This is a genomic window from Streptomyces collinus, assembly GCF_031348265.1.
Taxonomy (GTDB): domain Bacteria; phylum Actinomycetota; class Actinomycetes; order Streptomycetales; family Streptomycetaceae; genus Streptomyces; species Streptomyces collinus.
Genome location: NZ_CP133771.1, coordinates 3,825,169 through 3,851,614 on the forward strand (window position 1 = coordinate 3,825,169; position 26,446 = coordinate 3,851,614).

The following is a 26,446-nucleotide window of genomic DNA, read 5'->3' on the forward strand; positions in this document are numbered from 1 at the left end:
CCAACGGCGATCAAGCGGCACTCCGGAAACGGGAAGTCCGGTGCACAGGATCCGTATCGATCTTGGGAATCACGTACTCCCCGACCAGCCGGATCGTCTGCATCGTCTCCTCCTTCGGCACCCCCACCGGCAGCCCGAAACTCAGCTGATCCGCCCCGGCCTGCTCCCACCGCTTGCACTGGCGCAGCACCTCGTCCGGATCCCCGCAGATCAGCAACTCCTCCTCGATCAGCACCTCCACGAACTCCTCGGTGTACTCCGGCAGCGTCTCCGGCCACACCGGGAACCCCTCGGGCCGCGGGAAGGTGTCGTGGTACCTGAACACCAGCGAGGGCAGATAGTGCAGCCCTCCGCTCGCCGCGATCCGCACGGCTTCCGCATGGGTCGGCGCGCAGATCGCCGTGGTCGTCACCATGACGTTGTCGTTGACGAAGGCGCCGACCGGCTCCGCGTCCACGATCGCCGTCTTGTACTGCTCCAGCACCCACTCCATGTCGGAGACCTTCTGCACGCTGAAGCCGAGCACGCCGAGCCCCTTCTTCGCGGCCATGGCGTACGACGGCGGCGATCCGGCCGCGTACCACATGGCCGGGTGCGAGCCGCCGTACGGCTTCGGCAGGACCTTCCTCGGCGGCAGCGACCAGTGCTTGCCCTGGAAGCCCTGGTACTCGTCCTGGAGCCACATCCTGGGGAACTCGGCGATGGTCTCCTCCCAGAGTTCCTTGGTGTGGTTCATGTCGGTGACCCCCGGCATGAATCCGAGGATCTCGTGGGACCCGGCGCCCCGTCCGCTGCCGAACTCGAAGCGGTTGCCGCTGAGATGGTCGAGCATGGCGACCTTCTCGGCGACCTTCACCGGGTGGTTGACCGGGGCGAGCGGGTTGAAGATGCCGGAGCCCAGGTGGATCCGCTCGGTCGCGTGGGCCAGGTACCCGAGGAAGACGTCGTTGGCGGACAGGTGCGAGTACTCGTCCAGGAAGTGGTGCTCGGAGGCCCAGGCGTACTTGAAGCCGGACTTGTCGGCCTGGATGACGTACTCGGTCTCCTCCATCAGCGCCTTGTGCTCGGCGAGCGGGTCGGTCTCGGCCCGTTTGCCGACGTATCCCTGAACGAAAATGCCGAATTCCAAGGAGGTTCACCGCCCCACGGTCAGTTCTGACGAACCGTCAGATTTATGGCTCCGACTGTTCCACCGGCCTCCGGGGCCGTCAATAGCTGATACTCCGTCAGCTGTCGCGGTCAGACGACGCTGACGCCGGCCAGCCACCCGCCGTCGATCACGAACGGCTGCCCCGTGATGTACGACGAGTCCTCCGAGGTCAGGAACAGCGCGAGCCGGGCCACCTCCTCGGGCCGCCCGACCCTGCCCAGCGGCACGAGCCTGCGGTACAGCCGGTCGAGGCCCCGCCCCGTCTCCTCCGGGTCGGCGTCCGGGTCGAGCCGGGCCGGGTTGGACATCGCCGTGTCGACGGCCCCCGGGCAGACGGCGTTGACGCGTATCCCCCGCCCGGCCAGTTCCAGGGCGGCGACCCTGGTCAGGCCGACCACGGCGTGCTTGGTCGCCGCGTAGGCCCCCACCGCGGCCATCCCGGTCAGACCCGTGTAGGAGGCGGTGTTGACGATCGTGCCCCCGTCGGCCATCTCCGGGGCGACCGTCTTCATGCCGAGGAAGCAGCCCACCTGGTTGACCTGCACGACCTGCATGAACTCGTCGAGGGGTGTGTCGAGGAGGGAGTTGAAGCGCAGGATGCCGGCGTTGTTGACGAGCCCGTCGACGTGGCCGTACGCGTCCTTGGTGGCCGTGACGGCGGCCTGCCAGTCGTCCTCCCGCCCCACGTCCAGATGGACGTACCGGGCGCCGATCTCCTTCGCGAGGGCCTCGCCCTGGTCGTCGAGCACGTCCGTGAGGACCACCCGGGCCCCCTCGGCCGCGAACAGCCGGGCCTCCTGCTCGCCCTGGCCGCGTGCGGCGCCGGTGACGATGACGACCCGTCCGTCGAGCTTGCCCATGGGGTCTCCTCACAGCTCGGGGGCGACCTCGGCGCCGAACGCCGCGATCTGGTCGGTCAGTTCGCTGCGGCTCCGGCTGCGGAACCGCACCTGGATCTGGTGCACGCCCATCGCCCGGTACGCCCGCAGCGACTCGGCCAGCTCCTGCGGCCCGCCGGTGAGGGTGCGGCGCCCCACCTCCCACCGGGGCGTGCCGACGTACAGCGGCTCGGCGATGGCGCCCACGGTGAACGGGCCCCGCGCCCCGGCCTTCTCGCGCAGTTCCCTGATCCGGGCGATCTGCCCGGGCAGCCGGTCCCTCGGGTCCCCCTGCGGCAGCCAGCCGTCGCCCTTGAGCGCGGCCCGGCGTACGGCGGCGGGGGAACTGCCACCGACCCAGACGGGGACCCGGTCCTGGGCCGGCCGGGGCCGCTGCCCGAGCCCCTCGAAGTCGTACAGCTTGCCGTGGTGCTCGGGGAACTCCTCGGGCCCCAGGGCGGCGCGCAGGGCGTCCAGGCACTCGTCCAGCACGGCCCCGCGCCCGCGGAAGTCGACGCCCAGGGCCTCGAACTCCTCCTGGACGTGCCCGGCGCCGACCCCGAGGACCAGCCGGCCCCCGCTGAGGTGGTCGAGGGTGGCGTACTGCTTGGCGGTGAGCAGGGGGTGCCGCAGAGCGACGATCGCGACGTGGCTGAGCAGCCGGACGCGCTCGGTGGCGGCGGCGAGGAAGGCGAGCGTGGCGACGGGGTCGTACCAGACCGTGCTCATCGCGGCGGCGAGCCGGCGCGGGATGCCGACGTGATCACAACCGGCCAGATAGCCGAATCCGGCCCGGTCGGCCGCGCGGGCGATCTCCAGCAGGTCGTCCGGTCCGGCCGCCGCCTCCCACGCCTCGGCGTAGAGGGTGCTCTGCGACTGGACGGGGAGCTGCATCCCGTACCGCAGGCTCACCGCGCACCACCGCCGCCGCCCGGCCACAGGCCCTCGGCGGTGAGCCCGAGCAACTCGATGGCGTTGCCGCGCACGATCCGCTCGACGACCTCTGCCTCCAGGTGCCCCATCTGCGCCTCGCCGACCTCGCGGGACTTGGGCCAGGTGGAGTCGGAGTGCGGGTAGTCGGTCTCGTAGAGGACGTTGCCGACGCCGATGGAGTCGAGGTTGCGCAGGCCGAAGGCGTCGTCGAAGAAGCAGCCGTAGACATGCTCGGCGAACAGCTCGGACGGTGGCCGGTGCACCTTGTCGGCGACTCCGCCCCAGCCGCGGTTCTCCTCCCACACCACGTCGGCCCGCTCCAGGATGTAGGGGATCCAGCCGATCTGCCCCTCGGCGTACATGACCTTGAGGTTCGGGAACCGCTCGAACTTGCCGCTCATCAGCCAGTCGACCATGGAGAAGCAGCAGTTGGCGTACGTGATGGTGGAGCCGACGGCGGGCGGGGCGTCCGCGGAGGTGGACGGCATGCGGCTGCTGGAGCCGATGTGCATGGCGACGACGGTCCCGGTCTCGTCGCACGCGGCGAGGAACGGATCCCACTCGTCGGTGTGGATCGAGGGCAGCCCGAGGAACGGCGGTATCTCGGAGAAGGCGACGGCACGGACCCCGCGGGCGGCGTTGCGCCGGACCTCGGCCGCCGCCAGCCCGGCATCCCACAGCGGGACGATGGGCAGGGGGATGAGCCGCCCGTGCGCGTCCGGGCCGCACCACTCCTCGACCATCCAGTCGTTGTAGGCCCGTACGCAGAGCAGGCCCAGCTCGTGGTCCTTCGCCTCGGTGAAGGTCTGGCCGCAGAAGCGCGGGAACGTCGGGAAACAGAGCGCGGACTGGACGTGGTTGACGTCCATGTCGGCGAGCCGCTCGGCGACGTCGTAGGACCCGGGCCGCATCTGCTCGTAGGTGATGACCTCCAGCCGGATCTCGTCCCTGCCGTACCCGACGGCGGTGTCGAGCCGGGTCAGGGGCCGCCGCAGATCCTCGTAGACCCACCAGTCCCCGACGGGCCCGTCGTCCCCGGGCTGCCCCATGACCGGCTTGAAGCGGCCTCCGAGGAACGTCATGTCCTTCACGGGGGCCCGGACGATCCGTGGCCCGGTACCCCGGTACTTCCCCGGAAGCCGGTCCTGCCAGACGCCCGCGGGCTCCACGGTGTGGTCGTCCACGGAGATGATCAGCGGAAACGTGCTGTCGTGGGTGTCCATGGCGCTCACGGTAGCGCTGATCTGACGACCCGTCAGCTATGTCTGCGGAGGTCGATTCCGGCCGCGATGGCCTGATGCACTCGACTCGGCCGGGTGGGTGCGGAGAGAGTGTGCAGACCTGGTGGACTCCCGTGCGCCGCCCTGTGATCGGTGTCTCCCACGGCTGACGTATCCGCCGTCAACAAGGCAAACTGGCGTGGTTGCTCAGGATGTCTAGGGGGACTGCATGGACGGTGTACCGGACGGTGTGCCGCGCGTACCGGAGCAGCGGCGTTCCGACTCCACGCCGGAGAGGCCGGCCGAGCCCGTGACCCTGCGCTTCAGTGTGCTCGGCCCCGTGCGTGCCTGGCGCGGTGACGAGCAGGTCGCCACCGGATCCCCCCAGCAACGCGCCCTGCTCGGCGCCCTGCTGCTGCGCGAGGGCCGGACGGCCACGGCCGCGGAGCTGATCGACGCCCTGTGGGGCGAGGAACCGCCCTCACAGGCGCTGGCGGCGGTACGGACGTACGCCTCACGCCTGCGCAAGGTGCTGGACCCGGGCGGCGAGGGGCGCCGGCCGGGCGGCACCGGCGCCGTCCTGGTCAGCGAGTCCGGCGGCTACGCGGTCCGCGGTCTCGCCGAGGACGCCCTGGACCTCACCGTCGCGCAGGACCTGGCGACCGAGGCGGAGAAGGCCCGCTCCGCCGGCGACCTCTGCCATGCCCGCGACACCCTGCGCCGCGCCCTCGCCCTGTGGGACGGGGAGACCCTGGCCGCGGTGCCCGGCCCCTACGCGGAGGCCCAGCGGGTGCGCCTGGAGGAGTGGCGGCTGCAACTCCTCGAATCCCGCCTGGACATGGACCTGGAGCAGGGCTGCCACGCCGAGGCCGTCTCCGAGCTCACGGCCCTCACCGCGGCGCATCCGCTGCGCGAGCGGCTGCGCGAGCTGCTGATGCTGGCGCTCTACCGCAGCGGCCGCCAGGCCGAGGCGCTGGCCGTGTACGCCGACACCCGCCGCCTGCTCGCCGACGAACTCGGCGTGGACCCGCGCCCCGGCCTGAGCGAGCTGCAGCAGCGGATCCTCCAGGCGGACCCGGGGCTCGCGGAGCCCTCCTCCCCGGCCCCCGAGCCGGCCGCGGTCCCGGTACGCCCCGCCCAACTGCCTGCCACCGTCCCTGACTTCACCGGCCGCTCGGCGTTCGTCCGCGAACTCGGCGACATCCTCGCCTCCGCCGAGGGCCGGGTCATGGCCGTCTCGGCCCTGGCCGGGATCGGCGGCGTCGGCAAGACGACCCTCGCGGTGCACGTGGCCCATCAGGCACGCACGGCGTTCCCGGACGGGCAGCTGTACGTCGACCTCCAGGGCGCGGGCGCCCGGGCGGCGGAGCCGGAGACGGTCCTGGGCTCCTTCCTGCGCGCCCTCGGCACGGCCGACTCGGCGATCCCCGACTCCCTGGAGGAGCGCGCGGCCCTCTACCGCTCGGTCCTGGCCGGGCGCCGGGTGCTGGTCCTGCTGGACAACGCCCGGGACGCCGCCCAGGTGCGGCCCCTGCTGCCCGGCACGGACGGCTGCGCCGCGCTCGTCACCTCCCGCACGCGGATGGTGGACCTGGCGGGCGCCCACCTGATCGACCTGGACGTGATGTCCCCCGACGAGGCGCTGGCGCTGTTCACGAAGATCGTGGGCGAGGAGCGGGTGGCGTCCGAGCGGAAGGCCGCCCTGGACGTGGTGGCGGCCTGCGGATTCCTCCCGCTGGCCATCCGCATCGCGGCGTCCCGCCTGGCGGCCCGCCGCACCTGGACGGTGTCCGTCCTCGCGGCGAAGCTCGCCGACGAGCGCCGCCGCCTGGACGAACTCCAGGCCGGCGACCTGGCCGTCAAGGCCACCTTCGAACTCGGCTACGGCCAGCTGGAACCCGCCCAGGCCCGCGCGTTCCGCCTGCTGGGCCTTGCGGACGGCCCCGACATCTCCCTCGCCGCGGCGGCGGCGGTCCTGGACCTCCCGGCCGAGGACACGGAGGACCTGCTGGAGTCCCTCGTGGACACCTCCCTCCTCGAATCGGCCGCCCCGGGCCGCTACCGCTTCCACGACCTGGTCCGGCTCTACGCGCGTGCCTGCGCCGAACGGGACGAACTGCCCCCGAGCGAACGGGGATCGGCGCTGTCCCGGCTGCTGGACTTCTACCTGGCGTCCGCGGCCGGGGTGTACGCGATCGAACGGCCGGGGGACCGGCTGGTGGATCATCTGGAGCCCACGTCGTACCCGGGGCTGCGGTTCGACGACCGGCACGTCGCGCAGGACTGGCTGTACGCGGAGGCCATCTGCCTCCTCGCCTGCGTACGGCAGTCCGCGGGGCGGCCGGAGACCCTCCCCCGGGCGATCGACATGCTGTGGGCGGCGCACGACCTCTCCGAGTCGGGGGCCAACTCCAAGGAGTACGAGGCCACCGCCCAGGCGCTCGTCGGCGCGGCCCGGTCGCACGGCCTGGGGCGGGCGGAGGCCCGGGCGCTGATGACGCTCGTCAACGTCCACCATGTGAGCGGCCGTTTCGAACGGGCCGAGGAGGAGGCGGAACGGGCCATCCGCCTCGCGCAGGAGGCCGACGACCTGCTCCCCGTCTGCTGGGCGCGCAACGCGCGCGGCATCATCGCGCTGTACCAGAACCGCCACACGGACGGCGAGGAACACCTCTCCCGGGCCATCGAGCACTTCCGGGCCCTGGGCGACCGCCCGGGCGAGGCCGCCGCGCTCTGCAACCTCTCGCGCATCCACCTGGCGACCGGGCGGACCCAGAGTGCGGTCGCCCTGGCCGAGGAAGGCATCGACATCTACGACGGCATGGGCAACTCGATGCGCGGGGCGAACGCCCGCTACGCCCTCGGGCTCGCCCTCACCCAGAGCGGCGAACTGGGCAACGCGGCCGCCCGGCTCCAGGAGGCCCTGGAGGTGTTCCGCGACAGCAGGCAGCGCCTCTGGGAGGGCATGAGCCTGTTCCGGCTGGCCGAGGTGGATCTCGCCGCCCGGCGTGCGGCACGGGCGGCCGCCAACGCCGAGATGGCGCTCACGGTGCTGCGCGGGATCGGCGGGGAGTGGCGGCGGGGCAACGTCCTCACGGTCCTCGGGCGCGCGCTCAGCGGCATCGGCCAGACCGGCCGGGCCCAGGTCTGCTGGCAGGAAGCGGCCGGCATCTACGAGGAGCTGGGCTCGCCCGAGGCCGCCGAGGTGCGTGCGCTGCTGTCCCCGGTGCAGGCGGCCTGAGACGCCGTCGGGGGCGTTCATCATTCGTTTATCCCCCCACGCCATGATGGACGCAGTCGATCCGTCGCGTCGGGGGGCAGACGGGTCGCCGCACGGGCCTCGCTCCGGTCGTTTCGGGGCGAGCGGCCCGGGTGGGCCTGCCCGGCCATCCTCGGGGGAGTGACCGGGCGGGCCCGCCGGCCTCACTGCCTGTTCCACGCCAAGGGGAGTTGACGATCATGGGCGACGAGCTCAAGCCGCAGGACCTGCACGCCACGGACGAGCCGCTGGAGACCAAGGACCTGCACGCCACGGACGAGGGCGCCGTCAAGAAGCAGGACCTGCACGCCACGGACGAGCCGCTGGAGACCAAGGACCTGCACGCCACGTCGGAGCCGTTCAAGCCGACGAAGTAAGCCACCGTTACACGGGGTTCGGCCGCGGCGGCGCGGAGGGGGAGCCGTCGCGGCCGAGGTGTGTCCGCGGGCAGGTGCCGTCATGTCACAGCGGCACGACCTGTACGCCCGGCCCGCACAGCTTTCCCATGTCGTCCTCGTCGGACGTGAAGAGCACCACGCCTGCGGGCTGCCGGCCCGCGATCACGGCCAGGGCAGCGTCGATCGCGTACTTGTGGCCGTGCAGACCCGTTTCCTGGAGCAAGGTGACGGCGGCATCGGCGACCTCGCGGGTCACGGGTTCCACCACGACACGCGACATCGCCCACGCCCAGGCCGCGCGCCTCACCCGGCCGTGGTAGGCCTCGATCAGCGTCATCGAGCTGGTCACGACGCGGATGCCGGAGCGGTGTGCGTCCTTGAGACGAGCGAGCATCACCCGGTCACCGAGAACGGCCCGGGACAGCGCCTCGCAGTCCAGCACGTAGCAGGACGGCACCACTAGCTCGCCCTCCGATGCCGCTCGCCGGCCGCCCCGGGGCCCTGCTCCGCGAAGTGGCGCTCGAACTCCCTGCGCTCGGCCTCAGCGGAGGCGAGCTCGTCCTCGGTGACGGGGCCGTGCTCCTCTTCCAGCCAGGTGACCAGCTCTCCCAGCCGGTCCTGCTCGCGCTGGCGCTCTATGGCCCGCGTTACGTAGGCGCTGAAGCCGCCAGACCCGACCTCATGCCGGATCTCCTCGGCGAGCTCCTCCGGCAGCGTCACGGTGTACTTCTTCGTTGCCATACCACCTACCATACCGGCCCTGAGCGTCGTCGGCCCGGCGTGTGCGCCGCCGGCCGCGGCGCGCCATAGTGGGTCCGAGATCACCCTCCCGAGCCCGAAGGCGGCCCCCATGCCCGGCGAGCAGCCCCATCTCTACGAGACCCTCGACGAGCGGTTCCGCACGGGCAGGTGTCAGGCGGGGGATTCGCGGCTGGAGACGTTGTACGAGGGGTGCCGGTGGGCCGAGGGGCCGGTGTACGTGCCCGCCGGGCGGTACCTCCTGTGGAGCGACATCCCGAACGACCGGCTGCTGCGGTGGGACGAGACCACCGGGGCCGTCGGGGTGTTCCGCTCCCCCGCCGGGTACCCGAACGGCAGCACCCTGGACGGCCAGGGCCGTCTCGTCACCTGCGAGCAGGGCAACCGGCGGGTGACCCGGACCGAGCACGACGGCTCGGTCACCGTGCTGGCCGAGCGGTTCCGGGGCAAACGGCTCAACAGCCCGAACGACGCCGTCGTGAAGTCGGACGGCTCGGTGTGGTTCTCCGACCCCGAGTTCGGGATCGCCACCGACTACGAGGGGCATCGCGCCGAGAGCGAGATCGGCGCCCGGAACGTCTACCGCGTCGACCCCGCGACCGGCGAGGTGCGGCTGGTCGCCGACGGGTTCCAGGGGCCCAACGGGCTGGTCTTCTCGCCGGACGAGCGGCAGTTGTACGTGTCGGACAGCGTCGCCAACCACATCCGCGTCTTCGACGTCGGCGAGGACGGCACCGGCCTGTCCGGCGGCGATGTCTTCGTCGCGTGCGCGAACGGCAACTTCGACAACATCCGGTTCGACGACCGGGGGCGGCTCTGGGCCGCCGCGATGGCCGGCGGCGTGCACTGCTACGACCCCGACGGCACGCTGATCGGCCGCATCCTGGTGCCCGGCACGGTCGCCAACGTCCGCTTCGGCGGCGCCCGGCGCAATCGCCTGTTCATCGCGGCCGACACCACCCTGTACTCCCTGATGATGTCGGTCACCGGCACCCCGGCCCTGCCGGTCAGCCGGTGACCGGATCCCGAAGGGCGCCCTTCACGACCTTCCCGCTCGCGTTGCGCGGCAGTTCCGCGACGAACCGGACGGTTCTGGGGACCTTGTAGTTCGCCATCTCCCTGCGGGACCAGGCGATCAGGTCGTCGGCGGTCAGCAGGGCGCCGGGGCGCCGTACGACGTAGGCCCTGCCGACCTCCCCGAGCCGGGCGTCCGGCACGCCGATCACCGCCACGTCCGCCACGTCCGGGTGGAGGCCCAGGAGCTGCTCTATCTCGGCGGGGTAGGCGTTGAAGCCGCCGACGATGAACATGTCCTTGAGGCGGTCGGTGATGTGCAGGTTGCCCGCGGCGTCCAGGACGCCGATGTCGCCGGTGCGCAGCCAGCCGTCCTCGGACAGGACCTCGGAGGTGGCCCGCTCGTCCTCGTAGTAGCCGCTCATGACGTGGAAGCCGCGTACCAGGACCTCGCCCGGCAGGCCTGGTGCCAGGGGCCGGCCCTCGGGGCCGACGACCCGTAGCTCCGTGCCGGGGATGGCCCGGCCCGACGTGGAGGCGATCACCGTCGGGTCGTCGCCGCGCCGGCACATCGTGACGACGCCGCTCGCTTCGGAGAGGCCGTAGGCGGTGAGGACCGTGCCGACGCCGAGTTCGGTGCGCAGCCGCTCGACCAGGCGCAGCGGCACGACGGCCGCTCCCGTCACGACCAGGCGCAGGGCCGTCAGGTCGTGGGCGTCCCGTGCGGGGTGGTCCAGGAGGGACTGGAGGAGGGTCGGGGGGCCGGGGAGTACGGAGATCCGCTCGGCGGCGATGTTGGCGAGGACCGTGGTCACGTTGAACACGGGCTGGGGGATCATCGTCGCGCCCCGCATGAGGCAGGCGATCACCCCGGCCTTGTAGCCGAAGGTATGGAAGAAGGGGTTGACGATCAGGTAGCGGTCGCCCCGGGTGAGTCCGGCGAGTTCGCTCCAGATGTCGTACGCCCGCAGCGTCTGGTCGTGGGTGATGACGGCGCCCTTGGGGCGGCCCGTCGTGCCCGAGGTGAAGATGATGTCCGAGGGCCAGGTCCCCTGTACGGCCGCGGACCTTTCACGGACGTCCGCCGTCCCCGTCCCCTCCCCGCTCGCCAGGAAGTCCTTCCAGGTCAGGAAGTCGGCCGGGGCGTCGTCCGAGAGGACGACCGCGTGCTTCAGGGCCGGCAGGCCGGGCAGCGGGCCGGTGCCCGGGCCGTCGCCCGCCGCCCGGCGCAGGGACGCCACGTACGAGGTGCCGAGGAACGTGCCGGTGACGAACAGCAGCCGGGTGCCGCTGCGGCGCAGCACGTCCGCCGCCTCGGCGCCCTTGAACCGGGTGTTCAGCGGCACGAGCACCGCGCCCGCGGAGACCGCGCCCAGGGCTGCGACGATCCAGTCGAGCGTGTTCGGGGCCCAGATGCCGACCCGGTCGCCCGGTTCGGTCCCGGTCGCCATGCAGGCCGCCGCGGCGCGCTCGACGCGTGCGCCCAGTTCCGCGTAGGTGACGCGGGTGCGGCCCTCGACGACCGCCTCGACGTCCGCGTACCGCTCGGCCGCTGTCCTGACCAGGCCCGGAACGCTTCCCCATGCCGTATCCGCTCGCACAGCACGCCTCCCGACGACGTAGGAGCTGACTACCCGTCAGATTATCTGTAATCTGACGGCCTGTCAGCGACCGTTCGGGCCCGGAGGTGCGCGCAGCATGGCAGCAGGATCGGGAGCCCTCAAGGACGCCACCGCCATCGTCGGCATTGGCCAGACGCCCTTCGCCAAACGGCTTCCGGAGGACGAACGGACCCTCGCCTGCCGGGCCGTCCTGGCCGCCCTCGACGACGCGGGGATCGCGCCCGGCGAGGTCGACGCCCTCGCCTCCTACACCATGGAGGAGACCGACGAGGTGGAGCTGGCGAAGGCCTGCGGCTTCGGCGACCTCACCTTCTTCAGCAAGGTCGGCTTCGGGGGCGGGGGTTCGTGCGCCACCGTCGCCCATCTCGCCGCCGCCATCACGGCCGGGCAGGCGAGCGTCGGGGTGGCCTGGCGGTCCCGCAAGCGGGGCAGCGGGCCCCGGCCCTGGACCAACACCACCGTGCAGCTCCCGACCCCGGCCCAGTGGACCCGCCCGTTCGGGCTGCTGAGGCCCGCCGACGAGATCGCGATGCTCACCCGCCGCTACCTGCACGAGTACGGCGCCACCCGCGACCACCTGTTCAACGTCGCCCTGGCCTGCCGCAACCGTGCCAACCAGAACCCCGCCGCGATCATGTACGACCGGCCCCTGACCCGCGAGATGTACATGACCTCCCGCTGGATCAGCGAGCCGCTCTGCCTCTTCGACAACTGCCTGGAGACCGACGGGGCCCTGGCCTGTGTCGTGGTCTCCGCCGAGCGCGCCCGCGACTGCCGGCGCACACCCGTCTACGTCCATTCCGCCGCCCAGTCGCTCCCCGCCCAGCACCACGGCATGGTCAACTACTGGAACGACGACCCCCTCACCGGCCCCGCCTGGAGCGCCGCCCGGCACCTGTGGAAGCACTCCGACCTGACCCCCGAGGACGTCGACGTCGCCCAGATCTACGACGCCTTCACGCCCCTGGTCCTGCTCTCCCTGGAGGGCTACGGCTTCTGCGGACGCGGCGAGGGCGGGGCGTTCACCGAGGGCGGGGCGCTGGAGACCGGCGGACTGCTGCCGGTGAACACCGGCGGGGGCGGGCTGTCCGAGGCCTACGTGCACGGCTTCAACCTCATCAACGAAGGGGTCAGGCAGCTGCGCGGCACCAGTACCGCGCAGGTGCCGGGCGCCTCCGCCTGTCTGGTCACCGCGGGCGAAGGGGTCCCGACCTCCGCCCTGCTGCTGAGGAGTTGAGGAGCACTCCATGCTGCGTCCCGTCCCCGACGCCGACGGCGCCCCCTTCTGGGAGTACGCCGCCCAGGGCGAACTCCGCGTCCAGGCCTGCGGCGACTGCGGAGAACTCCGCTTCCCGCCCCGGCCCTGCTGCCCGCACTGCCAGTCCTTCGCGAGCGCGTGGCGTCCGGTGTCCGGCCGGGGCCGGGTCTGGTCGTACGTCGTCGCCCATCCGCCGCTGCTGCCCGACTACGCCGCGCAGGCGCCGTACAACGTGGTCGTCGTCGAGCTGGACGAGGCGCCCCGCATCCGGCTGGTGGGCAATCTGGTCACCGGGGCCGGGCAGCCCCTCGACTCCCTGCCACCGCACCGCCTGCGCATCGGCGCCCGGGTGCGGGCCGTCTTCCACGACGGCCTTCCCCAGTGGGTCCCGGAGCGGTCATGAGCGGTGTGCTCCTACGGGCCGACCGGGACAGCGGGGTCGCCGTCGTGACGCTGGACCGGCCCGGGCGGCTCAACGCCGTCGACCTGGCCATGGCCGACGAACTGGCCTCCGCCTGGCAGGAGTTGCGGTTCGACGACGCCGTGCGGGCGATCGTCCTCACCGGGGCCGGTGAGCGTGCCTTCTGCACCGGCATCGACCGGGACGCCGTCGTGCCGCAGCCGAACTCGCCCTACGCGCAGGACGATCCATTGCTCGGGATCGGGCCGAAGGCGAACGACCTGTGGAAACCGGTCGTCGCCGCCGTACACGGCATGGCCTGCGGAGGGGCCTTCTACCTGCTCGGCGAGGCCGAGTTCGTCGTCGCGGACACCACCGCCTCCTTCTTCGACCCGCACACCACCTACGGCATGGTGAGCGCCTACGAGTCCGTCCTCATGGCACAGCGCATGCCCTACGGGGAGGTCGCGCGGATGGCGCTGATGGGGACGGCGGAACGGATCTCGGCCCGGCGGGCGTACGAGATCGGCCTGGTGTCGGAACTCGTGCCGGAGGGCGAGGCATTGAGGGCGGCGACCGCGTGCGCCACCGTCCTCGCCGGGTATCCGACCGAGGCCGTGCAGGGGACCGTGCGGGCGCTGTGGGCCGCGAGTCAGGCGGGGCGGGCTCAGGGGTTCGCACAGGCACCGCATCTCATCGCACTCGGGAACGCGGCGGGCGAGCGGCAGGCCCGGCTGTTCGCCGGGCGGTCGCGGGAGTACCGGTTGCGCGAGTGAAGTCGTTTACCCCTACACCCGTATGCTCGGGAGCGTGGTTGAGCATCGGATGATCGACGTCAATGGCATACAACTGCACATCGCGGAGCAGGGCGAGGGCCCGCTCGTGGTGCTGCTGCACGGATTCCCGGAGTCCTGGCACTCCTGGCGGCACCAGTTCGGTCCGCTGGCGGAGGCCGGTTTCCGGGTGGTCGCGCCCGACCAGCGCGGGTACGGCGGCAGCGACCGCCCCGAGGACGTGGCCGCGTACAGCATCTTCCACCTGGTGGGGGACGTGGTCGGGCTGGTCCACGCGCTGGGCGAGGAGCGGGCGTTCGTCGTCGGGCACGACTGGGGCGCGCCGGTGGCCTGGCACACCGCGCTGCTGCGGCCGGACGTGGTGCGCGGGGTGGCCGGGCTGAGCGTGCCGCCGCCGTTCCGTGGGAGCCGGCCTCCGCTTCAGACCATGCGGGAGCGGTTCGAGGGCCGCTTCTACTGGAACTACTTCAACCAGCCGGGGGCCGCGGACGCCGAGTTCGCCGCCGACACCCGCACGACCCTGCGCAAGCTGCTGTACTCCGCTTCCGGTGACGCGCCGGACGCCGGGCGTCCCGAGCAGGCCCTGGTCGACCTGGAGCGCGGCTGGCTCACGGACGCGCCGGACCCCGAGGTGCTGCCCGAGTGGCTCACCGAGCAGGACCTCGACGTGCTCACCGAGAGCTTCGAGCCGGGCTTCACCGGCGCGCTCAACTGGTACCGCAACCTGGACCGCAACTGGGAGCTGACCGCCCCCTGGCAGGGCGCGGTGGTCACCCCGCCCGCCCTGTACGTGTACGGCGACCGCGACCTGGTCCCGGCCTTCCCGGGGACGCCCGAACTGATCGAGCGGCTGCCGGACTTGATGCCGGACCTGCGCCGCAAGCCGCTCGTGCTGCCGGGCTGCGGCCACTGGACGCAGCAGGAGCGGCCCGCCGAGGTGAACGAGGCGCTGATCGACTTCCTGACGGAACTGCGGGACTGACGGGACCGACGCCCCGCAGCCGGTCGTCCCGTTGCGTGGCGACCGGCCCGTACCCGGCGTAGCGTCGTGGATGGGAGCGGTGCACGGGCCGCTCCCCGACGAGCGACGGCCGCCGTCCGGAGCACCCCTTCCGTACGCCGGGACGACGGCCGTCCCGGGCGGGTCAGGCGGTGCGCGCCGTGCCCGTGCCCTTCTCCGCGTCCAGTGCGTACACGCAGCGGTCCTTGCTGCACGCGTACACCACCCCGTCCCGGACGACCGGGGAGCCGGTGATCTCGCCGCCGGTGGCGAGTTTCCAGCGCAGCCGGCCGTCGTCGGCCTTCAGGGTGTACAGCAGGTGGTCGGTGGAGCCGAAGTGGATACGGCCCTCGGCCACCGAGGGAGCGCCGACGATGTCGCCGCCCGCCTGGAAGCGCCACTTGGGCGTGCCGGTGACCGCGTCGAGGGTGTAGAGGCCCTTGCCGCTGCCCACGTGGACGTGTCCCGCTGCGACCAGGACGGGGTCGACGCAGGAGCGGGCCTCGGTGGCGATGCGCCAGCGGTCGCGGCCGTCGGTGGCGTCGAGGGCGTAGACCGTGCCGAGGTAGTCGGCGAGGTAGAGGCCGCCGCCGGTGACGGCCGGGCCGGGGACGAAGGTGGGCGGGCAGAGGAACACGGCCGGGGCCTCGAAGTGCCACTTCACGTGCCCGGCGGCCACGTCGAGGGCGAGGACGCGGGTGCCGGCGCAGACGTAGACGTAGCCGTCGGTGGCCTGGGTGAGCCGGATGGGGACGCCGCCGCAGGAGGCCGCGTCGCCGATCGGGTACGACCAGCGCTCGTCGCCGGTGCGGGCGTCCAGGGCGCGCAGCCGGGCGTCCTGCCACACGTAGACCGTGCCGTCGTGCAGGGCGGGTCCTGCCTCCGGGGACTCGAAGTCCGACTGGCAGCCGGTGATCTCCCACAGCTTCTGGCCGCCGGAGGCCTCCCAGCCCTGGACGCCGCCGCCGCGGGTGCCGGTGACGACGGTGCCGCGGTCGGCCTGGAGCGTGTAGACCCAGGCGTCCGTCTGGAGGCGCCAGAGGTCGGCGCCCTCACGGGCGTCCAGGGCGAACAGCGTGGGTCCGTCGGAGGCGTGGATACGGCCGTCCGCGACCGCCATGGACCAGGCGACGTCCCGGGTCTTGAAGCGGCGGCGGCCGGTGGCGACGTCCAGGGCGTGCACCTCGAAGGAGGTGACGTAGACCAGGTCGTCGGCGACCGAGGGCGTGCCCCAGACGTCGTTGGACATGCGGAAGCGCCAGGGCCGCCAGCCTCCGGCCTGCTCCGGCGGCGCGGCCGGGGCGGGAGGGGTGGTGACGGCGGGGCCGACGGCGGGGTCCGTGCCGTTGACACCGGGGCGGGGTTTGGACCAGGAGGCGGCGAGGGCGGCCTCCGGCCGGGGCGCCATGACGGCGGCGGCGCGCACGTCGGCGACGCGCGGGCCCGGGCCGATGGGCACCGGGGCGCCGGCGAGGCGGACCGGGCCGGTGTCGGGGCCGCTGGGGGCACCTCCCTGCCCGAGCGAAGCCGAGAGCTTGGGGGAGGGCGCGGGCACCGGGACGACGGGGTCGTGCGCGGGCGGGGGCGGGATGGGCGCGGGGCCGGGGACGGGTCGTCCGCCGCCGCTGCGGCCGGCGCCGGGGGCGGGCTTGCCGGCCGGGCGGCCGTTGCGGCGGGACTCGATCAGGCCCACGGCCCGCTCGGGCAGCCACGCGGAGGCCGTGCCGCTGTCGTCGGAGCCGGAGCCGAAGAGGTGGGGGGCCAGCTGGGCCTGGAGGTCGGCCGGGTTGGGGCGGGCCGTCGGGTCCATCTGCATACAGGACTCGATGAGCGGCCGCAGCTCGTCCGGCAGCCCTTCGAGGTCGGGGCCCTCGCGCAGCAGCATGAAGACCGTCTCGACCGGGTTGGCGCCATGGAAGGGCGGGTGGCCGGTGGCGGCGAAGACCAGCATGGAGCCCAGGGAGAAGACGTCGCTGGCGCCGGTGACGCTGCGGGAGTCCTTGGCCTGCTCGGGGGACATGTAGGCGGGCGTGCCGACGGCGACGTTCGTCATCGTCAAACGTGTGTTCGAGACGCCCGACGCGATGCCGAAGTCGATCACCCGGGGTCCGTCCTCGACGACGAGGACGTTCGACGGCTTGAGGTCCCGGTGCACCAGGCCCGCGCCGTGGATGGACTGGAGCGCCTCGGCCACACCCGCCGCGAGCCAGCGCACCGCCTGGGCCGGCATCGGGCCGCAGTCGTTCACTATCTCCTCAAGGGAGGGCGCGGGGACGTAGGCGGTGGCCAGCCACGGCACGGCGGCGCGCGGGTCGGCGTCCACGACCGCGGCCGTGTAGAAGCCGGAGACGGCGCGGGCCGCCTCCACCTCACGCGTGAAGCGGACCCGGAACAGCTGGTCCTCGGCCAGCTCCGTCCGGACGGTCTTGATCGCCACGCGCCGGCCGGACGCCGAACGCGCGAGATAGACCAGCCCCATGCCGCCGGCACCCAGCCGTCCCAGCACCTCGAACGGCCCGATCCGCCGCGGATCGTGCTGCGTCAGCTGATCCACCACTCTGCCTGCCACCTCCCCGTACGAGCCGCGCCAAAGCCACATGTTCCACGCGACCCCGTGCAGCGTCTCACCACCGCACCGCCATGGCGGCACGCACCCTGATTCTTCCTGGCCGGAGCCCTGGTTGCGAACCCGGTGACAATTAGGATGTCTCGCAGGATAAGTGATCAAACGATGACCAAACAATGCCTGCTCAGCGGCGCAGCAGCGCGAAGGAGGCCCCCTGATCGTCCGTGACGACGGCGACCTCGCCGTACGAGGTCTCGAACGGCGGGGCCTGGACCCGGCCGCCGAGCCGCCGCACGTCCTCCAGCGCCGTCGGCACGTCCTCGACGGCGAAGTGCACGAGGAAGTGGGGCGGCATCTGCGTGGGGAACACGTCGGAGACGGGGGCGCGGCCGAAGTCGGGGTCGGCGTCCTCCCCGAACAGGGCCTCCTGGAAGAGATCGCCGTAGAAGGTGTTGGCGGCCTCGGTGTCGCGGGCGTACAGCTCGGCCCAGGCGAAGGTGCCCGGCTCGTGCCGCTTGCCGAAGCCGGGGTGCTCCTCCGGCTGCCACAGGGCGAAGACGGCGCCCTCGGGGTCGGTGACGAGCGCGGTGACGCCCAGTTCCCCGGCGGGTACCGGCGCCGAGACGATCTGCCCGCCCGCGTCCCGGATGCGCCGGGCCAGGGCGGGTGCGTCCGGGGTCGCGAAGTACACCGTCCAGACGGTCGGCAGCCGGCCGTCCACCTTGCGGACCAGCGCGGCCACGGGTTCGTCGTCCTTCAGCGCCTGCGCGAAGGAGCCGAACCAGTCCTCGAAGGTCCACCCGAAAAGTTCACCGTAGAACCGCTTGCCCGCCTCGACGTCGGGAAGTTGCGCGTCCACCCAGCAGGGGACGCCCTCTCCGTACACCGATGCCCTGTTTTCGGCCATGTCGCCAACGTAACCGCGACTGCCGCGCCCCGCAGACCAGGCACACAGCCTTCGCGCTCCCCCGCACCCCATTTGCAGTCGGCCGAATCGCGCCCCGATCGCGCCTCGGTAAGCTGACGGCATGACAGGACAAGTGCGTACCGTCGACGGCCGCGTGGCCGGCAGGCGTGGGCAGGCGACCCGGCAGAAGCTGCTCGACTGCCTCAGCGAGATGCTCAGCTCCTCCCCGTACCGGGACGTCAAAGTCATCGATGTGGCCCGGAAGGCGGGCACTTCGCCCGCGACCTTCTACCAGTACTTCCCGGACGTCGAGGGCGCCGTCCTGGAGATCGCCGAGCAAATGGCGACCGAGGGCGCCGCGTTGACGGAGCTGCTGGAGGGCCGCTCCTGGGCCGGCAAGGCCGGCTGGCAGACGGCACAGGAACTCGTCGACGGCTTCCTGGAGTTCTGGCGCAAGAACGACGCGATCCTCCGGGTCGTCGATCTCGGCGCCGCCGAGGGTGACAAGCGCTTCTACAAACTCCGGATGAAGATCCTCAACTCGGTGAACAACTCCCTCGCGGACGCCGTCGCCGAGCTCCAGGCCAAGGGCAGGGTCGACAAGGACGTGAACCCGGCGGCCGTGGCCGGCTCGCTCGTCGCGATGCTCGCGGCCGTCGCCTCCCACCAGAAGGGTTTCTCCTCCTGGGGCGTGAAGCAGGCCGAACTGAAACCGAACCTCGCCCTGTTGGTGCACCTGGGCGTCACCGGCCGGAAGCCGACGAAATAGCGCGGCGCAACGGTCTCTTACGCATCCAAGTCCTGTCTGGCAGGCGGTGGTTCACGCAGGTGGACCGCCGCCTGTCGCGCTTTCCCGCCTCGGCACGAGCCGGAACACCCGGATCTCCCGTTCCACCCGCGCCTGGTACGCCGCGTACGGCGGCCAGAACGCCAGCAGCGCCCGCCATGCCGCCGCCCGCTCCTCACCCGCCAGCAGCACGGCCGTGACCGGGACGTCCCGGCCCTTCCAGCTGATCTCCGCATCGGGATGCGCGAGCAGGTTGTGACTCCAGGCGGGATGCCCCGGCCGCCCGAAGTTGGACCCGACGAGGATCCAGCGGCGCCCGCCGCCCTCGGGCATGCAGGCCAGCGGCGTACGACGGGGCAGTCCGCTCCTCGCCCCGGTCGAGGTCAGCACCACACCGGGGAGCAGTTGAGCGCTGAGCAGCACCTTTCCCCGGGTGAGCCGGTGGACGGCCCGGTCGAGGGCGGGCACCACGTGCGGCGCCACCCGCGCGAAGCCTCTGGTCGACGACACCTTCTGCACCACACGCGCACCCCTCATGTGCCGGCCTCCTCGAAGACGTGTGCCGCGTCGGCCGCGTGCGCCCGCAGCCGGTGCACCGGCCCGAACAGCAGCTCGTCGCCCGCGGCACGCTTGAAGTACAGGTGAGCCTCGTGCTCCCAGGTGAACCCGATGCCGCCGTGCAGCTGGATCCCCTCGGCGGCGGCGCGGCGCAGCGCTTCGAGCGCCTGGGCGAGGGCGAGGGAGCCGGCCGTCTCCGCCCCGGGGGCCGGGGCCGCGGCGGCCCAGGCCGCGTAGTACGCCGCCGACCGGGCCGCCTGGACCTGGACGTAGGCGTCGGCCAGCCGGTGCTTGACCGCCTGGAAGGAGCCGACCGGCCTGCCGAACTGCTCGCGCTGCCCCACGTACTCGACGGTCCGCTCCAGCACCCGGCCGGCGGCCCCCACGGCCTCGGCGGCGAGGCAGGCGGCGGCGGTGCCGCCGAGCCGGGCCAGGGCGGAGAGGGCGTCGGCGGCCTCGTCGCCCAGCAACTCGGCCGGCACGTCGCGCAGTTGGATGCGCCCCTGCGGGCGGGTGGCGTCCAGGGTGGTCTGCCGTACCCGGGTGAGGCCGGCGGCGTCCCCGTGCACGAGGAAGAGCAGCACGCGCGACCGGGCGAAACCCCCGGTGTGCGCGGCGACCACGAGCAGCTCGGCACTGTGCCCGTCGAGTACCTGGTCGACCTGCCCGTACACCCGCCAGCAGCCCTCCGCCCGCCGGGCCTGCACGCCCCCGGCCCGCCCCCCGCCGGCCCACTGCCCGCGCCGGTCGTGGCCGGTGAGCGCGAGGGCGGTGGCGAGAGCGGGCCCCGGTACGGCGAGGGCGGCGGTGAGTCCGCCGGAGGCGATGCGCGGCAGGAGCCCGGCGCGCTGGGCGCCGGTGCCGAGGGCGAGCAGCAGCGGGGCGGCGAGGACGGCGGTGGCCAGCAGGGGGGTGGGGGCGAGGGCCCGGCCCGTCTCCTCGCAGGCCAGGGCCATCTCGGTCACCGTGCCGCCGACTCCGCCGCAGGTCTCGGGGAGCGCCAGTCCGGGCAGCCCCAGGTGCCCGGCGAGGGCGGTCCACAGCGCCCGGTCGTGTCCGGCCGGGGTGTCGACGGCGGCCCGCAGCTCTTGTGGACCGCACCGCTTGTCGAGCAGGTCGCGCAGGGTGCGGCGGATCTCTTCCTGTTCGTCGGTGAAGCGGGCGTCCATGGGGCACCTCTCTCCGCATCTGACGGTGCGTCATATTAGGGCGGCGGAACAGGGAAGCCCAGAGCCCTGCCGCGCCCACCCGAAACTGATGTACCGTCAGATACATGGTGGCCCGGAGGAAAGTGGCCGTCGTCGGCGCGGCCCTCTCGGACTGTGGCCGCGTGGACGACGCGACGCCGTACGCCCTGCACGCCCAGGCGGCCCGCCGCGCCCTGGCGGACGCGGGCCTGGACCGCACGCTCGTCGACGGCTTCGCCTCGGCGGGCCTCGGCACCCTGGCGCCCGTCGAGGTCGCCGCGTACCTGGGGCTCCGCCCCACCTGGGTCGACTCCACCTCCGTGGGCGGCTCCACCTGGGAGGTCATGGCGGCCCACGCGGCGGTCGCGATCGCGACCGGGCGCGCCCGCGCGGTGCTGCTGGTCTACGGTTCGACGGCCCGCGCCGACGTCCGGGCGGGCCGCCGCACCGGGACCCTGTCGTTCGGCACACGGGGCCCCCTGCAGTTCGAAGTCCCCTACGGCCACACCCTGATCGCCAAGTACGCCATGGCGGCGCGGCGCCACATGATCGAGTACGGCACGACGATCGAGCAGCTGGCGGAGGTGGCGGTGCAGGCCCGGGCCAACGCCGCCCTCAACCCGGAGGCGATGCACCGCACCCCGGTCACGGTCGACGAGGTCCTGGCCGGTCCCATGATCGCCGACCCCTTCACCAAGCTGCACTGCTGCGTGCGCTCCGACGGCGGGGCGGCGGTGCTGCTGGTCGCCGAGGAGTACGTGCGGGACTGCCGTACGTCACCGGTGTGGGTGCTGGGCTCCGGGGAGTGCGTATCGCACGCGGCGATGTCCGAGTGGCCGGACTTCACGGTGTCGCCGGCGGCGGTGAGCGGGCGGCTGGCGTTCGAGCGGGCGGGGGTGCGGCCGTCGGAGATCGACGTGGCCGAGATCTACGACGCGTTCACCTACATGACGCTGGTGACGCTGGAGGACCTCGGCTTCTGCGCGAAGGGCGAGGGCGGGGCGTTCGTGGAGAAGGGGCGGCTGCGGGTCGAGGGCGGTGAGCTGCCGGTGAACACCGACGGGGGCGGGCTGTCGGCGCAGCACCCGGGGATGCGGGGGCTGTTCCTGCTGGTGGAGGCGGTGCGGCAGCTGCGCGGGGAGTGCGGGCAGCGGCAGGTGCGGCGGGGCGACGGCACGCTGCCGCGCCTGGCGGTGGCGTCGGGGACGGGGGGCTGGTTCTGCTCGTCGGGGACGGTGGTGCTGGGGGCGGGGTGAGACGGTGGTGCTGGGGGCGGGGTGAGGGGTGCGCACTCCCCCGGAGGACGCCGCCCTCCGCACTCCCCCGAGTGCGTCATCCTCCGCACTCCCCGGGCGTGCGCCATCCGGTGCGTGCCGCCGGAGGGGCCACCGTCCTCCCCGCACCGCCCCGCGGGGGACCGGTGACAATCGAGGCATGGCAACCGATCTTCACGACCTGCTGAGGTCACTTCGGGTCTGGGACCCGGAGGTCACCGACCTGCCCGCCTTCGAGCCGGCCGGCGCCCCGGCCGCTCCCCTGCCCCTGTTCACCGAGTGGTTCGCGGCGGCGGTGGCGGCCGGCCAGACGGAACCGCACACCATGTCGCTGGCGACCTCGGACGACTCGGGCCTGCCCGACGTACGGATCGTGATGCTGCACGGCGCGGACGCCGACGGCTGGTCCTTCGCGTCCCACGCCGGCAGCCGCAAGGGCCGGCACCTCGCCGGCCGCCCGTACGCCGCGCTCGGCTTCTACTGGCCGGTGCTGGGCCGCCAGGTCCGGGTGCGCGGCCCGGTGACGGCGGCCCCCTCCGAGGACGCCCAGGGCGACCTGCACGCCCGCTCGACCGGCGCGCTGGCGGCGGCGCTGACCGGGCGGCAGAGCGAGGTCCTCCCCTCGCTGGACGACCTGGCCCGGGCCTCGGAGTCGGCGTGGGAGCGGGCGTCACGGGAACCGGAGGCACCGGTGCCGTCCTGGACGCTGTACCGGCTGCGGGCCGATGAGGTGGAGTTCTTCCAGGGAGACGGGCGACGGCGGCACGTCCGGCTCCGCTACCGGCGGGAGGGGGAGCCAGGCGGCGAGGCGTGGACGCGGGAGCTGCTGTGGCCATGAGGCAGCCGTCGACGGAGGCCGGTGCACGGCGACTGAGGCAGCCGGCGGCGAAGGCCGGTGCACGGCGACTGAGGCAGCCGGCGGCGAAGGCCGGTGCACGGCGACTGAGGCAGCCGGCGGCGAAGGCCGGTGCACGGTGACTCGGGTTCACCCTCCGGGTGGCGCCGAGGGGGGCCGCCCAGGGGCGCCTCCGCCCAGCCGATGCCAGTCGTGACCGCACCCGTCGGCACAGTACCGCTCCCGGCGCCGCGCGTCCGCCACGCCCAGAACGTGGACCAGCAAACGGAATGCCTTGATCCGCTCGTGCCGCGGCCGCAGGGCGGCGACCTTTCCCAGCTGCTGGTCGATGCGCCCGGCCAGGATCAGCACCGACGGCGTGTGGGTCGGCCGCAGCCCGGAGCGCCGGATGGCCTCCGAGGCGTCTTCAGCGGTGGCCCGGGCCTGGCCGCAGAACTCGCGGAGCAACAGCAGCACCTCGCTCTGTTCGTCCTCACCCAGGCCCTCGAACCAGGCGAGCCCCACCTCCGGCGGGCACAGGCCCTGGGCGAGCTCGTTGAGCAGCACAGCGCGCTCGTTCAGGGTCATCTCTCGCTCTCCTGCGTGAAGTCGTACACCTCGAAGTCCGCCACCGGCCGGTACCCGATGCGCTGGTAGAGGCCGTTGCTGGTCGGGTTGGCCAGGTCCGTGAAGAGGAGGACCTCGTCCGCCCCGGCGGCCAGCGCGGCACGGCTGACCTCGGCCGTCGCCGCGCCCGCGTAGCCGCGCCCGCGGAAGGGGGGCGGGGTGTACACCGTGGTGACCCGGACCTGACCGGCGACCCGGGGGCTCGTGCCGGCCATGGCGACGGGAGTGCCGTCGGGGGTCTCCCAGAAGGTGATGCCGCCGCTGTCGATACGGGCGTCCGCCCACTCCGCGGAGTCGCGGACGGTGCCCAGGCCGACGGCTTCACTGAACTCGTCGTGCCAGCGCCCAAGGCGCTCACGGTCGGACTCGACGGCGACCCGGGGGCGGCCGGGCGGCACGGGTCCGGGCGCGGTCAGGGTGCCGAGCCGGTAGAGCCGCTGGCGCTGGCGGAGGGCCCCCGTCACGCCCGTGTGCCGCTGCCAGGCCTCCGTGAAGGCGCCCGCGGTACCGCACTCCGCGTTCACCCCGGGCAGGCTCCGGCCGAGGGCGGCAAGGCGCGCGGCGAGGGCGTCGGCTTCCTCGGAGGTGAGGGCCGTGACGTTCAGCCAGTGCGGCGGAGTGCGGAAGAAGGCCGCCCGGACCTCTCCGGCCCGTTCCAGTACGCCGAACTCCGGTGCGCCCTCCCCGTACACCGACCGGCCGCGCGTGCGCAGGGTCTCCGTGACGGTCAACGGCACGGTGTGCAGCGCCGGCCGGGACCGGAGGAAGGCACCCGCGCGGGTCAGGAAGTCGTCGAGGTCATGGGTGAGGCGCCAACGACCCGTGTCCGTAGGGGCGTTGCTTCCGGTGTCGGTGTCCATGGTTCATGGTGCCGTCCGGGGCCGCCCGTGCTCTCGTGATTTTCGGCTGGCCGCTCGGCTCAGGCGCCGCCGCTCCCGGCGAGCGTGTGCGCCACCAGCGCGTTGGCGTGGCCGTGCCCCAGGCCGTGTTCGGTCTTGAGCCAGTTGACGAGCTCCATGTGCCGGGTCAGCGGCGAGGTGCGGATGAGCTCCTGCCACTCGGCGACCGGCCGGCCGTACTTCTTCTCGATCGAGGGGAAGTAACTGGCGGGGCCCTTCACAGGTGCGGTCATGTCGGCCGGTCCCTTCTGCTCTGCGGTGGTGCTGCGGTCAACAGGTAGGACCCGCGGTGCGGGACGGACTGATCGCCCATCGGTGGTGACGCGCGTCACATATTCGCGTCCCGTCCACCCGGTTCTCCCCACGGGTCCGCCGGCTCCGGATCCGTGGCCAGGCGGGCGTGCAGATGGGCGTCCCGGAACGCGTCGTGCCGCTCTTCCTGGAAGATCGCGCCGCGCAGGGTCCCCTCGTACGGGAACCCGCATCTCTCGGCGATCCGGCACGACGCGTCGTGACCGACCGCGTGGTCCAGCTCCAGCCGGTGCATGCCGAGTTCCGTCAGGGCCCAGCGGGCGGCGAGCAGGAGGGCCCGGGTGGCGACACCCTGGCCGCGGGCCTCGGGGAGGACCCAGTAGCCGACCCGGGCGGTCTTCAGGTGGTACTTGATCTCGTTGACGCCGATGTGCCCCAGTGGGGTGTCGCTGCGCGCGTCCGCGACCCGGAACGACACCGACGTCCCCTCCATGGCGGCCTGCGCCCGCGCGAGCAGCGACTCCCGCGCACTCGCCCGGTCCGTGACCGGCCGCAGCGGGGTGTTCCAGCGCCGGAACTCCGGGTCCCGCAGCCCGCGCAGCCACGTGTCGACATCGGCACCGGACCCCGCGTCCCAGGGGCGCAGGAGGAGGCCGTGGCCGCGGAGATCCGGGTGGGGGCCGGTCGGTGAGTGGGCGCGTATGGGGGCCATGGGTCCCATTCAAGCCCCTGGGGCGCGATCCGGGATGCCGGGACGGGAAGAACGCGCTGCCCCTGCGGCCCCGGGTTCCGGAACGCCGGGCTCCCCGGACGCCGGCCCTTCAGACCGTCGGCACCGGACGGAACACCGGGATCCCCTCCCGGAACGCCACCTCCAGTTCGGCCCCGCCCGACAGCTCCGGAGCCCGCCCGGACGGGTGGACCGCCGTCCCCACGATCTCCGTCATCATCCGTGGCCCCTCGGCGAGTTCGACCACGGCGGCGACGTACGGCACACGGTCGGCGAACGGCGGCAGGTCGTTGCGGTGGACGACGGACCAGGTGTAGAGCGTGGCGCGGCCGCTCGCCGTCTCCCACGTCACGTCCTCGCTCCAGCAGTGAGGGCAGAACTCGCGCGGATAGTGGTGGGCCCGGCCGCAGGCCCCGCAGCGGCGGATCAGCAGTCTGCCCCCGGCGGCCGCGTCCCAGTACGTGCGCGTGAAGGCGTCGGGCTCGGGCAGGTCGAAGCGGCCGGCCATCACAAGAGCCCCAGCGCGCTGTCCAGCGACCAGGTCTGCCAGGACATCCCGAACAGCGCGACCACCGACATCAGCGCCATCATCGAGTTCTGCCCCTGCTCGGCGACGTCGTGGATCATGAGCGTGAAGTAGAGGGCGTTGAGGAGCAGTCCGCCGGCCAGGGCGACGGGGGTGAGGAAGCCGGTGATCAGACCCAGGCCGAGGGCCAGTTCCGCGTAGACGACGACGTACGCCATCACGCGCGGGCGCGGCGCGACGGCCGCCTCGAAGCCGGAACGGACGGCGCTCCAGCGGTGCTCGGCGGCTATGCCGGCCGCCCAGGCGATGCCGGTGCCCCGCTCGAACCAGGCCTTGCGGTCCTTGTGCCGCCAGCTCTCCAGCCACCACAGCCCGAGCCCGATCCGCAGCACGGCCAGCCATTCCGCTCCGGTGAGCCAGATCGTGTCCATGCAATCTGACGGTACGTCAGTTTTTCGGGACCGCAAGGCCCGCAAGGCTCCTTCCTCCGGCGGATCACCGAAGCCGCTCCCGCCCGCCCCGCGCCAGGAACGATCACCACCCCGTCACAACCGGGCCCGCTGCGCCACGAGGCCCACCCCCTCCCCCTACAGCCGTGATCAATCCGAAACCA

The 26,446-nt window shown here is 72.9% G+C and carries 27 protein-coding genes; 10 read left to right on the top strand and 17 right to left on the bottom strand.

Annotated features, from left to right (window positions below; translation table 11 throughout):
* Positions 1-10: 10 nt before the first annotated feature.
* The 4 genes from RFN52_RS17185 to RFN52_RS17200 form a co-directional block, all read right to left on the bottom strand.
* Positions 11-1,129: an LLM class flavin-dependent oxidoreductase gene (locus tag RFN52_RS17185; protein WP_184847489.1), complete on the bottom strand. Its 1,119-nt coding sequence runs from the start codon at positions 1,127-1,129 to the stop codon at positions 11-13.
* A gap of 110 nt (positions 1,130-1,239) precedes the next feature.
* Positions 1,240-2,010: an SDR family NAD(P)-dependent oxidoreductase gene (locus RFN52_RS17190; RefSeq protein WP_184847491.1), complete on the bottom strand. Its 771-nt coding sequence runs from the start codon at positions 2,008-2,010 to the stop codon at positions 1,240-1,242.
* A 9-nt stretch (positions 2,011-2,019) separates the two neighbouring features.
* The gene (locus tag RFN52_RS17195) at positions 2,020-2,922 is read right to left on the bottom strand and encodes a TIGR03619 family F420-dependent LLM class oxidoreductase (RefSeq protein ID WP_184853926.1); all 903 of its coding nucleotides are present in this window, start codon (positions 2,920-2,922) and stop codon (positions 2,020-2,022) included.
* A 14-nt stretch (positions 2,923-2,936) separates the two neighbouring features.
* Positions 2,937-4,184 (bottom strand): amidohydrolase family protein, encoded by a 1,248-nt coding sequence (locus tag RFN52_RS17200; protein ID WP_184847493.1) that lies wholly within the window; start codon positions 4,182-4,184, stop codon positions 2,937-2,939.
* A 226-nt stretch (positions 4,185-4,410) separates the two neighbouring features.
* Here RFN52_RS17200 and afsR point away from each other — a divergent pair, with 226 nt between their 5' ends.
* Both afsR and RFN52_RS17210 read left to right on the top strand, forming a co-directional pair.
* Complete coding sequence (gene afsR / locus RFN52_RS17205; protein WP_184847495.1) at positions 4,411-7,422, top strand: SARP-family global regulator AfsR; 3,012 nt, start codon at positions 4,411-4,413, stop codon at positions 7,420-7,422.
* Between the two features lie 218 nt (positions 7,423-7,640).
* Complete coding sequence (locus RFN52_RS17210) at positions 7,641-7,817, top strand: hypothetical protein (protein ID WP_158756538.1); 177 nt, start codon at positions 7,641-7,643, stop codon at positions 7,815-7,817.
* 85 nt (positions 7,818-7,902) lie between these two features.
* Here the strand turns inward: RFN52_RS17210 and RFN52_RS17215 are convergent, their stop codons facing one another.
* Positions 7,903-8,295, bottom strand: coding sequence for a PIN domain-containing protein (locus tag RFN52_RS17215; protein WP_345615237.1), 393 nt, complete (start codon positions 8,293-8,295; stop codon positions 7,903-7,905).
* A gap of 2 nt (positions 8,296-8,297) precedes the next feature.
* On the bottom strand, positions 8,298-8,579 hold the full coding sequence (locus RFN52_RS17220) for a hypothetical protein (RefSeq protein ID WP_107457184.1): 282 nt from the start codon (positions 8,577-8,579) through the stop codon (positions 8,298-8,300).
* 109 nt (positions 8,580-8,688) lie between these two features.
* Between RFN52_RS17220 and RFN52_RS17225 the strand changes: the two genes are divergently transcribed.
* Positions 8,689-9,615 carry an SMP-30/gluconolactonase/LRE family protein gene (locus RFN52_RS17225; protein ID WP_184847499.1) on the top strand — a complete coding sequence of 309 codons (927 nt, stop codon included), beginning with the start codon at positions 8,689-8,691 and terminating at the stop codon, positions 9,613-9,615.
* Here RFN52_RS17225 and RFN52_RS17230 read toward each other — a convergent pair.
* Positions 9,605-11,212 carry a FadD3 family acyl-CoA ligase gene (locus RFN52_RS17230; protein ID WP_184847501.1) on the bottom strand — a complete coding sequence of 536 codons (1,608 nt, stop codon included), beginning with the start codon at positions 11,210-11,212 and terminating at the stop codon, positions 9,605-9,607. The two genes, RFN52_RS17225 and RFN52_RS17230, sit on opposite strands and share 11 nt — an antisense overlap.
* Before the next feature lie 97 nt (positions 11,213-11,309).
* On the opposite strand from RFN52_RS17230, the gene RFN52_RS17235 reads away from it, so the two are divergent.
* Genes RFN52_RS17235 through RFN52_RS17250 form a run of 4 tightly spaced genes read left to right on the top strand, consistent with a single transcriptional unit; the run spans position 11,310 to position 14,667 of the window.
* Positions 11,310-12,470 (top strand): lipid-transfer protein, encoded by a 1,161-nt coding sequence (locus tag RFN52_RS17235; protein ID WP_184847503.1) that lies wholly within the window; start codon positions 11,310-11,312, stop codon positions 12,468-12,470.
* A 10-nt stretch (positions 12,471-12,480) separates the two neighbouring features.
* Positions 12,481-12,894: a Zn-ribbon domain-containing OB-fold protein gene (locus RFN52_RS17240; RefSeq protein ID WP_184847505.1), complete on the top strand. Its 414-nt coding sequence runs from the start codon at positions 12,481-12,483 to the stop codon at positions 12,892-12,894.
* Positions 12,891-13,667 carry an enoyl-CoA hydratase/isomerase family protein gene (locus RFN52_RS17245; RefSeq protein WP_184847507.1) on the top strand — a complete coding sequence of 259 codons (777 nt, stop codon included), beginning with the start codon at positions 12,891-12,893 and terminating at the stop codon, positions 13,665-13,667. The genes RFN52_RS17240 and RFN52_RS17245 overlap by 4 nt, the downstream gene beginning before the upstream one ends.
* A 49-nt stretch (positions 13,668-13,716) precedes the next feature.
* Positions 13,717-14,667, top strand: coding sequence for an alpha/beta fold hydrolase (locus RFN52_RS17250; RefSeq protein ID WP_184853927.1), 951 nt, complete (start codon positions 13,717-13,719; stop codon positions 14,665-14,667).
* 163 nt (positions 14,668-14,830) lie between these two features.
* On the opposite strand, the gene afsK is transcribed toward RFN52_RS17250, so the two are convergent.
* Together afsK and kbpA are read right to left on the bottom strand one after the other, a co-directional pair.
* Positions 14,831-17,242: a protein serine/threonine kinase AfsK gene (gene afsK / locus RFN52_RS17255; RefSeq protein WP_184847509.1), complete on the bottom strand. Its 2,412-nt coding sequence runs from the start codon at positions 17,240-17,242 to the stop codon at positions 14,831-14,833.
* Between the two features lie 193 nt (positions 17,243-17,435).
* Positions 17,436-18,158: an AfsK-binding protein KbpA gene (kbpA, locus tag RFN52_RS17260; protein WP_184847511.1), complete on the bottom strand. Its 723-nt coding sequence runs from the start codon at positions 18,156-18,158 to the stop codon at positions 17,436-17,438.
* A gap of 121 nt (positions 18,159-18,279) precedes the next feature.
* Here kbpA and RFN52_RS17265 point away from each other — a divergent pair, with 121 nt between their 5' ends.
* Positions 18,280-18,927, top strand: a complete 648-nt coding sequence (locus tag RFN52_RS17265) for a TetR family transcriptional regulator (protein ID WP_167345935.1) — start codon at positions 18,280-18,282, stop codon at positions 18,925-18,927.
* Between the two features lie 51 nt (positions 18,928-18,978).
* Here the strand turns inward: RFN52_RS17265 and RFN52_RS17270 are convergent, their stop codons facing one another.
* Complete coding sequence (locus tag RFN52_RS17270; RefSeq protein ID WP_184847513.1) at positions 18,979-19,482, bottom strand: nitroreductase/quinone reductase family protein; 504 nt, start codon at positions 19,480-19,482, stop codon at positions 18,979-18,981.
* Positions 19,479-20,672 (bottom strand): acyl-CoA dehydrogenase family protein, encoded by a 1,194-nt coding sequence (locus RFN52_RS17275; protein WP_184847515.1) that lies wholly within the window; start codon positions 20,670-20,672, stop codon positions 19,479-19,481. The genes RFN52_RS17270 and RFN52_RS17275 overlap by 4 nt, the downstream gene beginning before the upstream one ends.
* Positions 20,673-20,776: 104 nt before the next feature.
* On the opposite strand from RFN52_RS17275, the gene RFN52_RS17280 reads away from it, so the two are divergent.
* Positions 20,777-21,946 carry a thiolase C-terminal domain-containing protein gene (locus tag RFN52_RS17280; RefSeq protein ID WP_184847517.1) on the top strand — a complete coding sequence of 390 codons (1,170 nt, stop codon included), beginning with the start codon at positions 20,777-20,779 and terminating at the stop codon, positions 21,944-21,946.
* Positions 21,947-22,124: 178 nt separating this feature from the next.
* On the top strand, positions 22,125-22,802 hold the full coding sequence (locus tag RFN52_RS17285) for a pyridoxine/pyridoxamine 5'-phosphate oxidase (protein ID WP_184847519.1): 678 nt from the start codon (positions 22,125-22,127) through the stop codon (positions 22,800-22,802).
* Positions 22,803-22,949: 147 nt separating this feature from the next.
* On the opposite strand, the gene RFN52_RS17290 is transcribed toward RFN52_RS17285, so the two are convergent.
* The 6 genes from RFN52_RS17290 to RFN52_RS17315 form a co-directional block, all read right to left on the bottom strand.
* A complete protein-coding gene (locus tag RFN52_RS17290; RefSeq protein WP_184847521.1) occupies positions 22,950-23,387 on the bottom strand; it encodes a DUF5958 family protein in 438 nt (145 codons plus the stop codon).
* The gene (locus tag RFN52_RS17295) at positions 23,384-24,286 is read right to left on the bottom strand and encodes a GNAT family N-acetyltransferase (RefSeq protein WP_184847523.1); all 903 of its coding nucleotides are present in this window, start codon (positions 24,284-24,286) and stop codon (positions 23,384-23,386) included. The genes RFN52_RS17290 and RFN52_RS17295 overlap by 4 nt, the downstream gene beginning before the upstream one ends.
* Before the next feature lie 59 nt (positions 24,287-24,345).
* Positions 24,346-24,558, bottom strand: a complete 213-nt coding sequence (locus tag RFN52_RS17300; protein ID WP_184847524.1) for a DUF4287 domain-containing protein — start codon at positions 24,556-24,558, stop codon at positions 24,346-24,348.
* Positions 24,559-24,653: 95 nt separating this feature from the next.
* The gene (locus RFN52_RS17305) at positions 24,654-25,289 is read right to left on the bottom strand and encodes a GNAT family N-acetyltransferase (RefSeq protein WP_184847526.1); all 636 of its coding nucleotides are present in this window, start codon (positions 25,287-25,289) and stop codon (positions 24,654-24,656) included.
* A 109-nt stretch (positions 25,290-25,398) separates the two neighbouring features.
* Positions 25,399-25,815 (bottom strand): Zn-ribbon domain-containing OB-fold protein, encoded by a 417-nt coding sequence (locus RFN52_RS17310; RefSeq protein ID WP_184847528.1) that lies wholly within the window; start codon positions 25,813-25,815, stop codon positions 25,399-25,401.
* Positions 25,815-26,264: a DoxX family protein gene (locus tag RFN52_RS17315; protein WP_184847530.1), complete on the bottom strand. Its 450-nt coding sequence runs from the start codon at positions 26,262-26,264 to the stop codon at positions 25,815-25,817. Before RFN52_RS17315 ends, RFN52_RS17310 begins: the two co-directional genes overlap by 1 nt.
* Between the last annotated feature and the right edge of the window lie 182 nt (positions 26,265-26,446).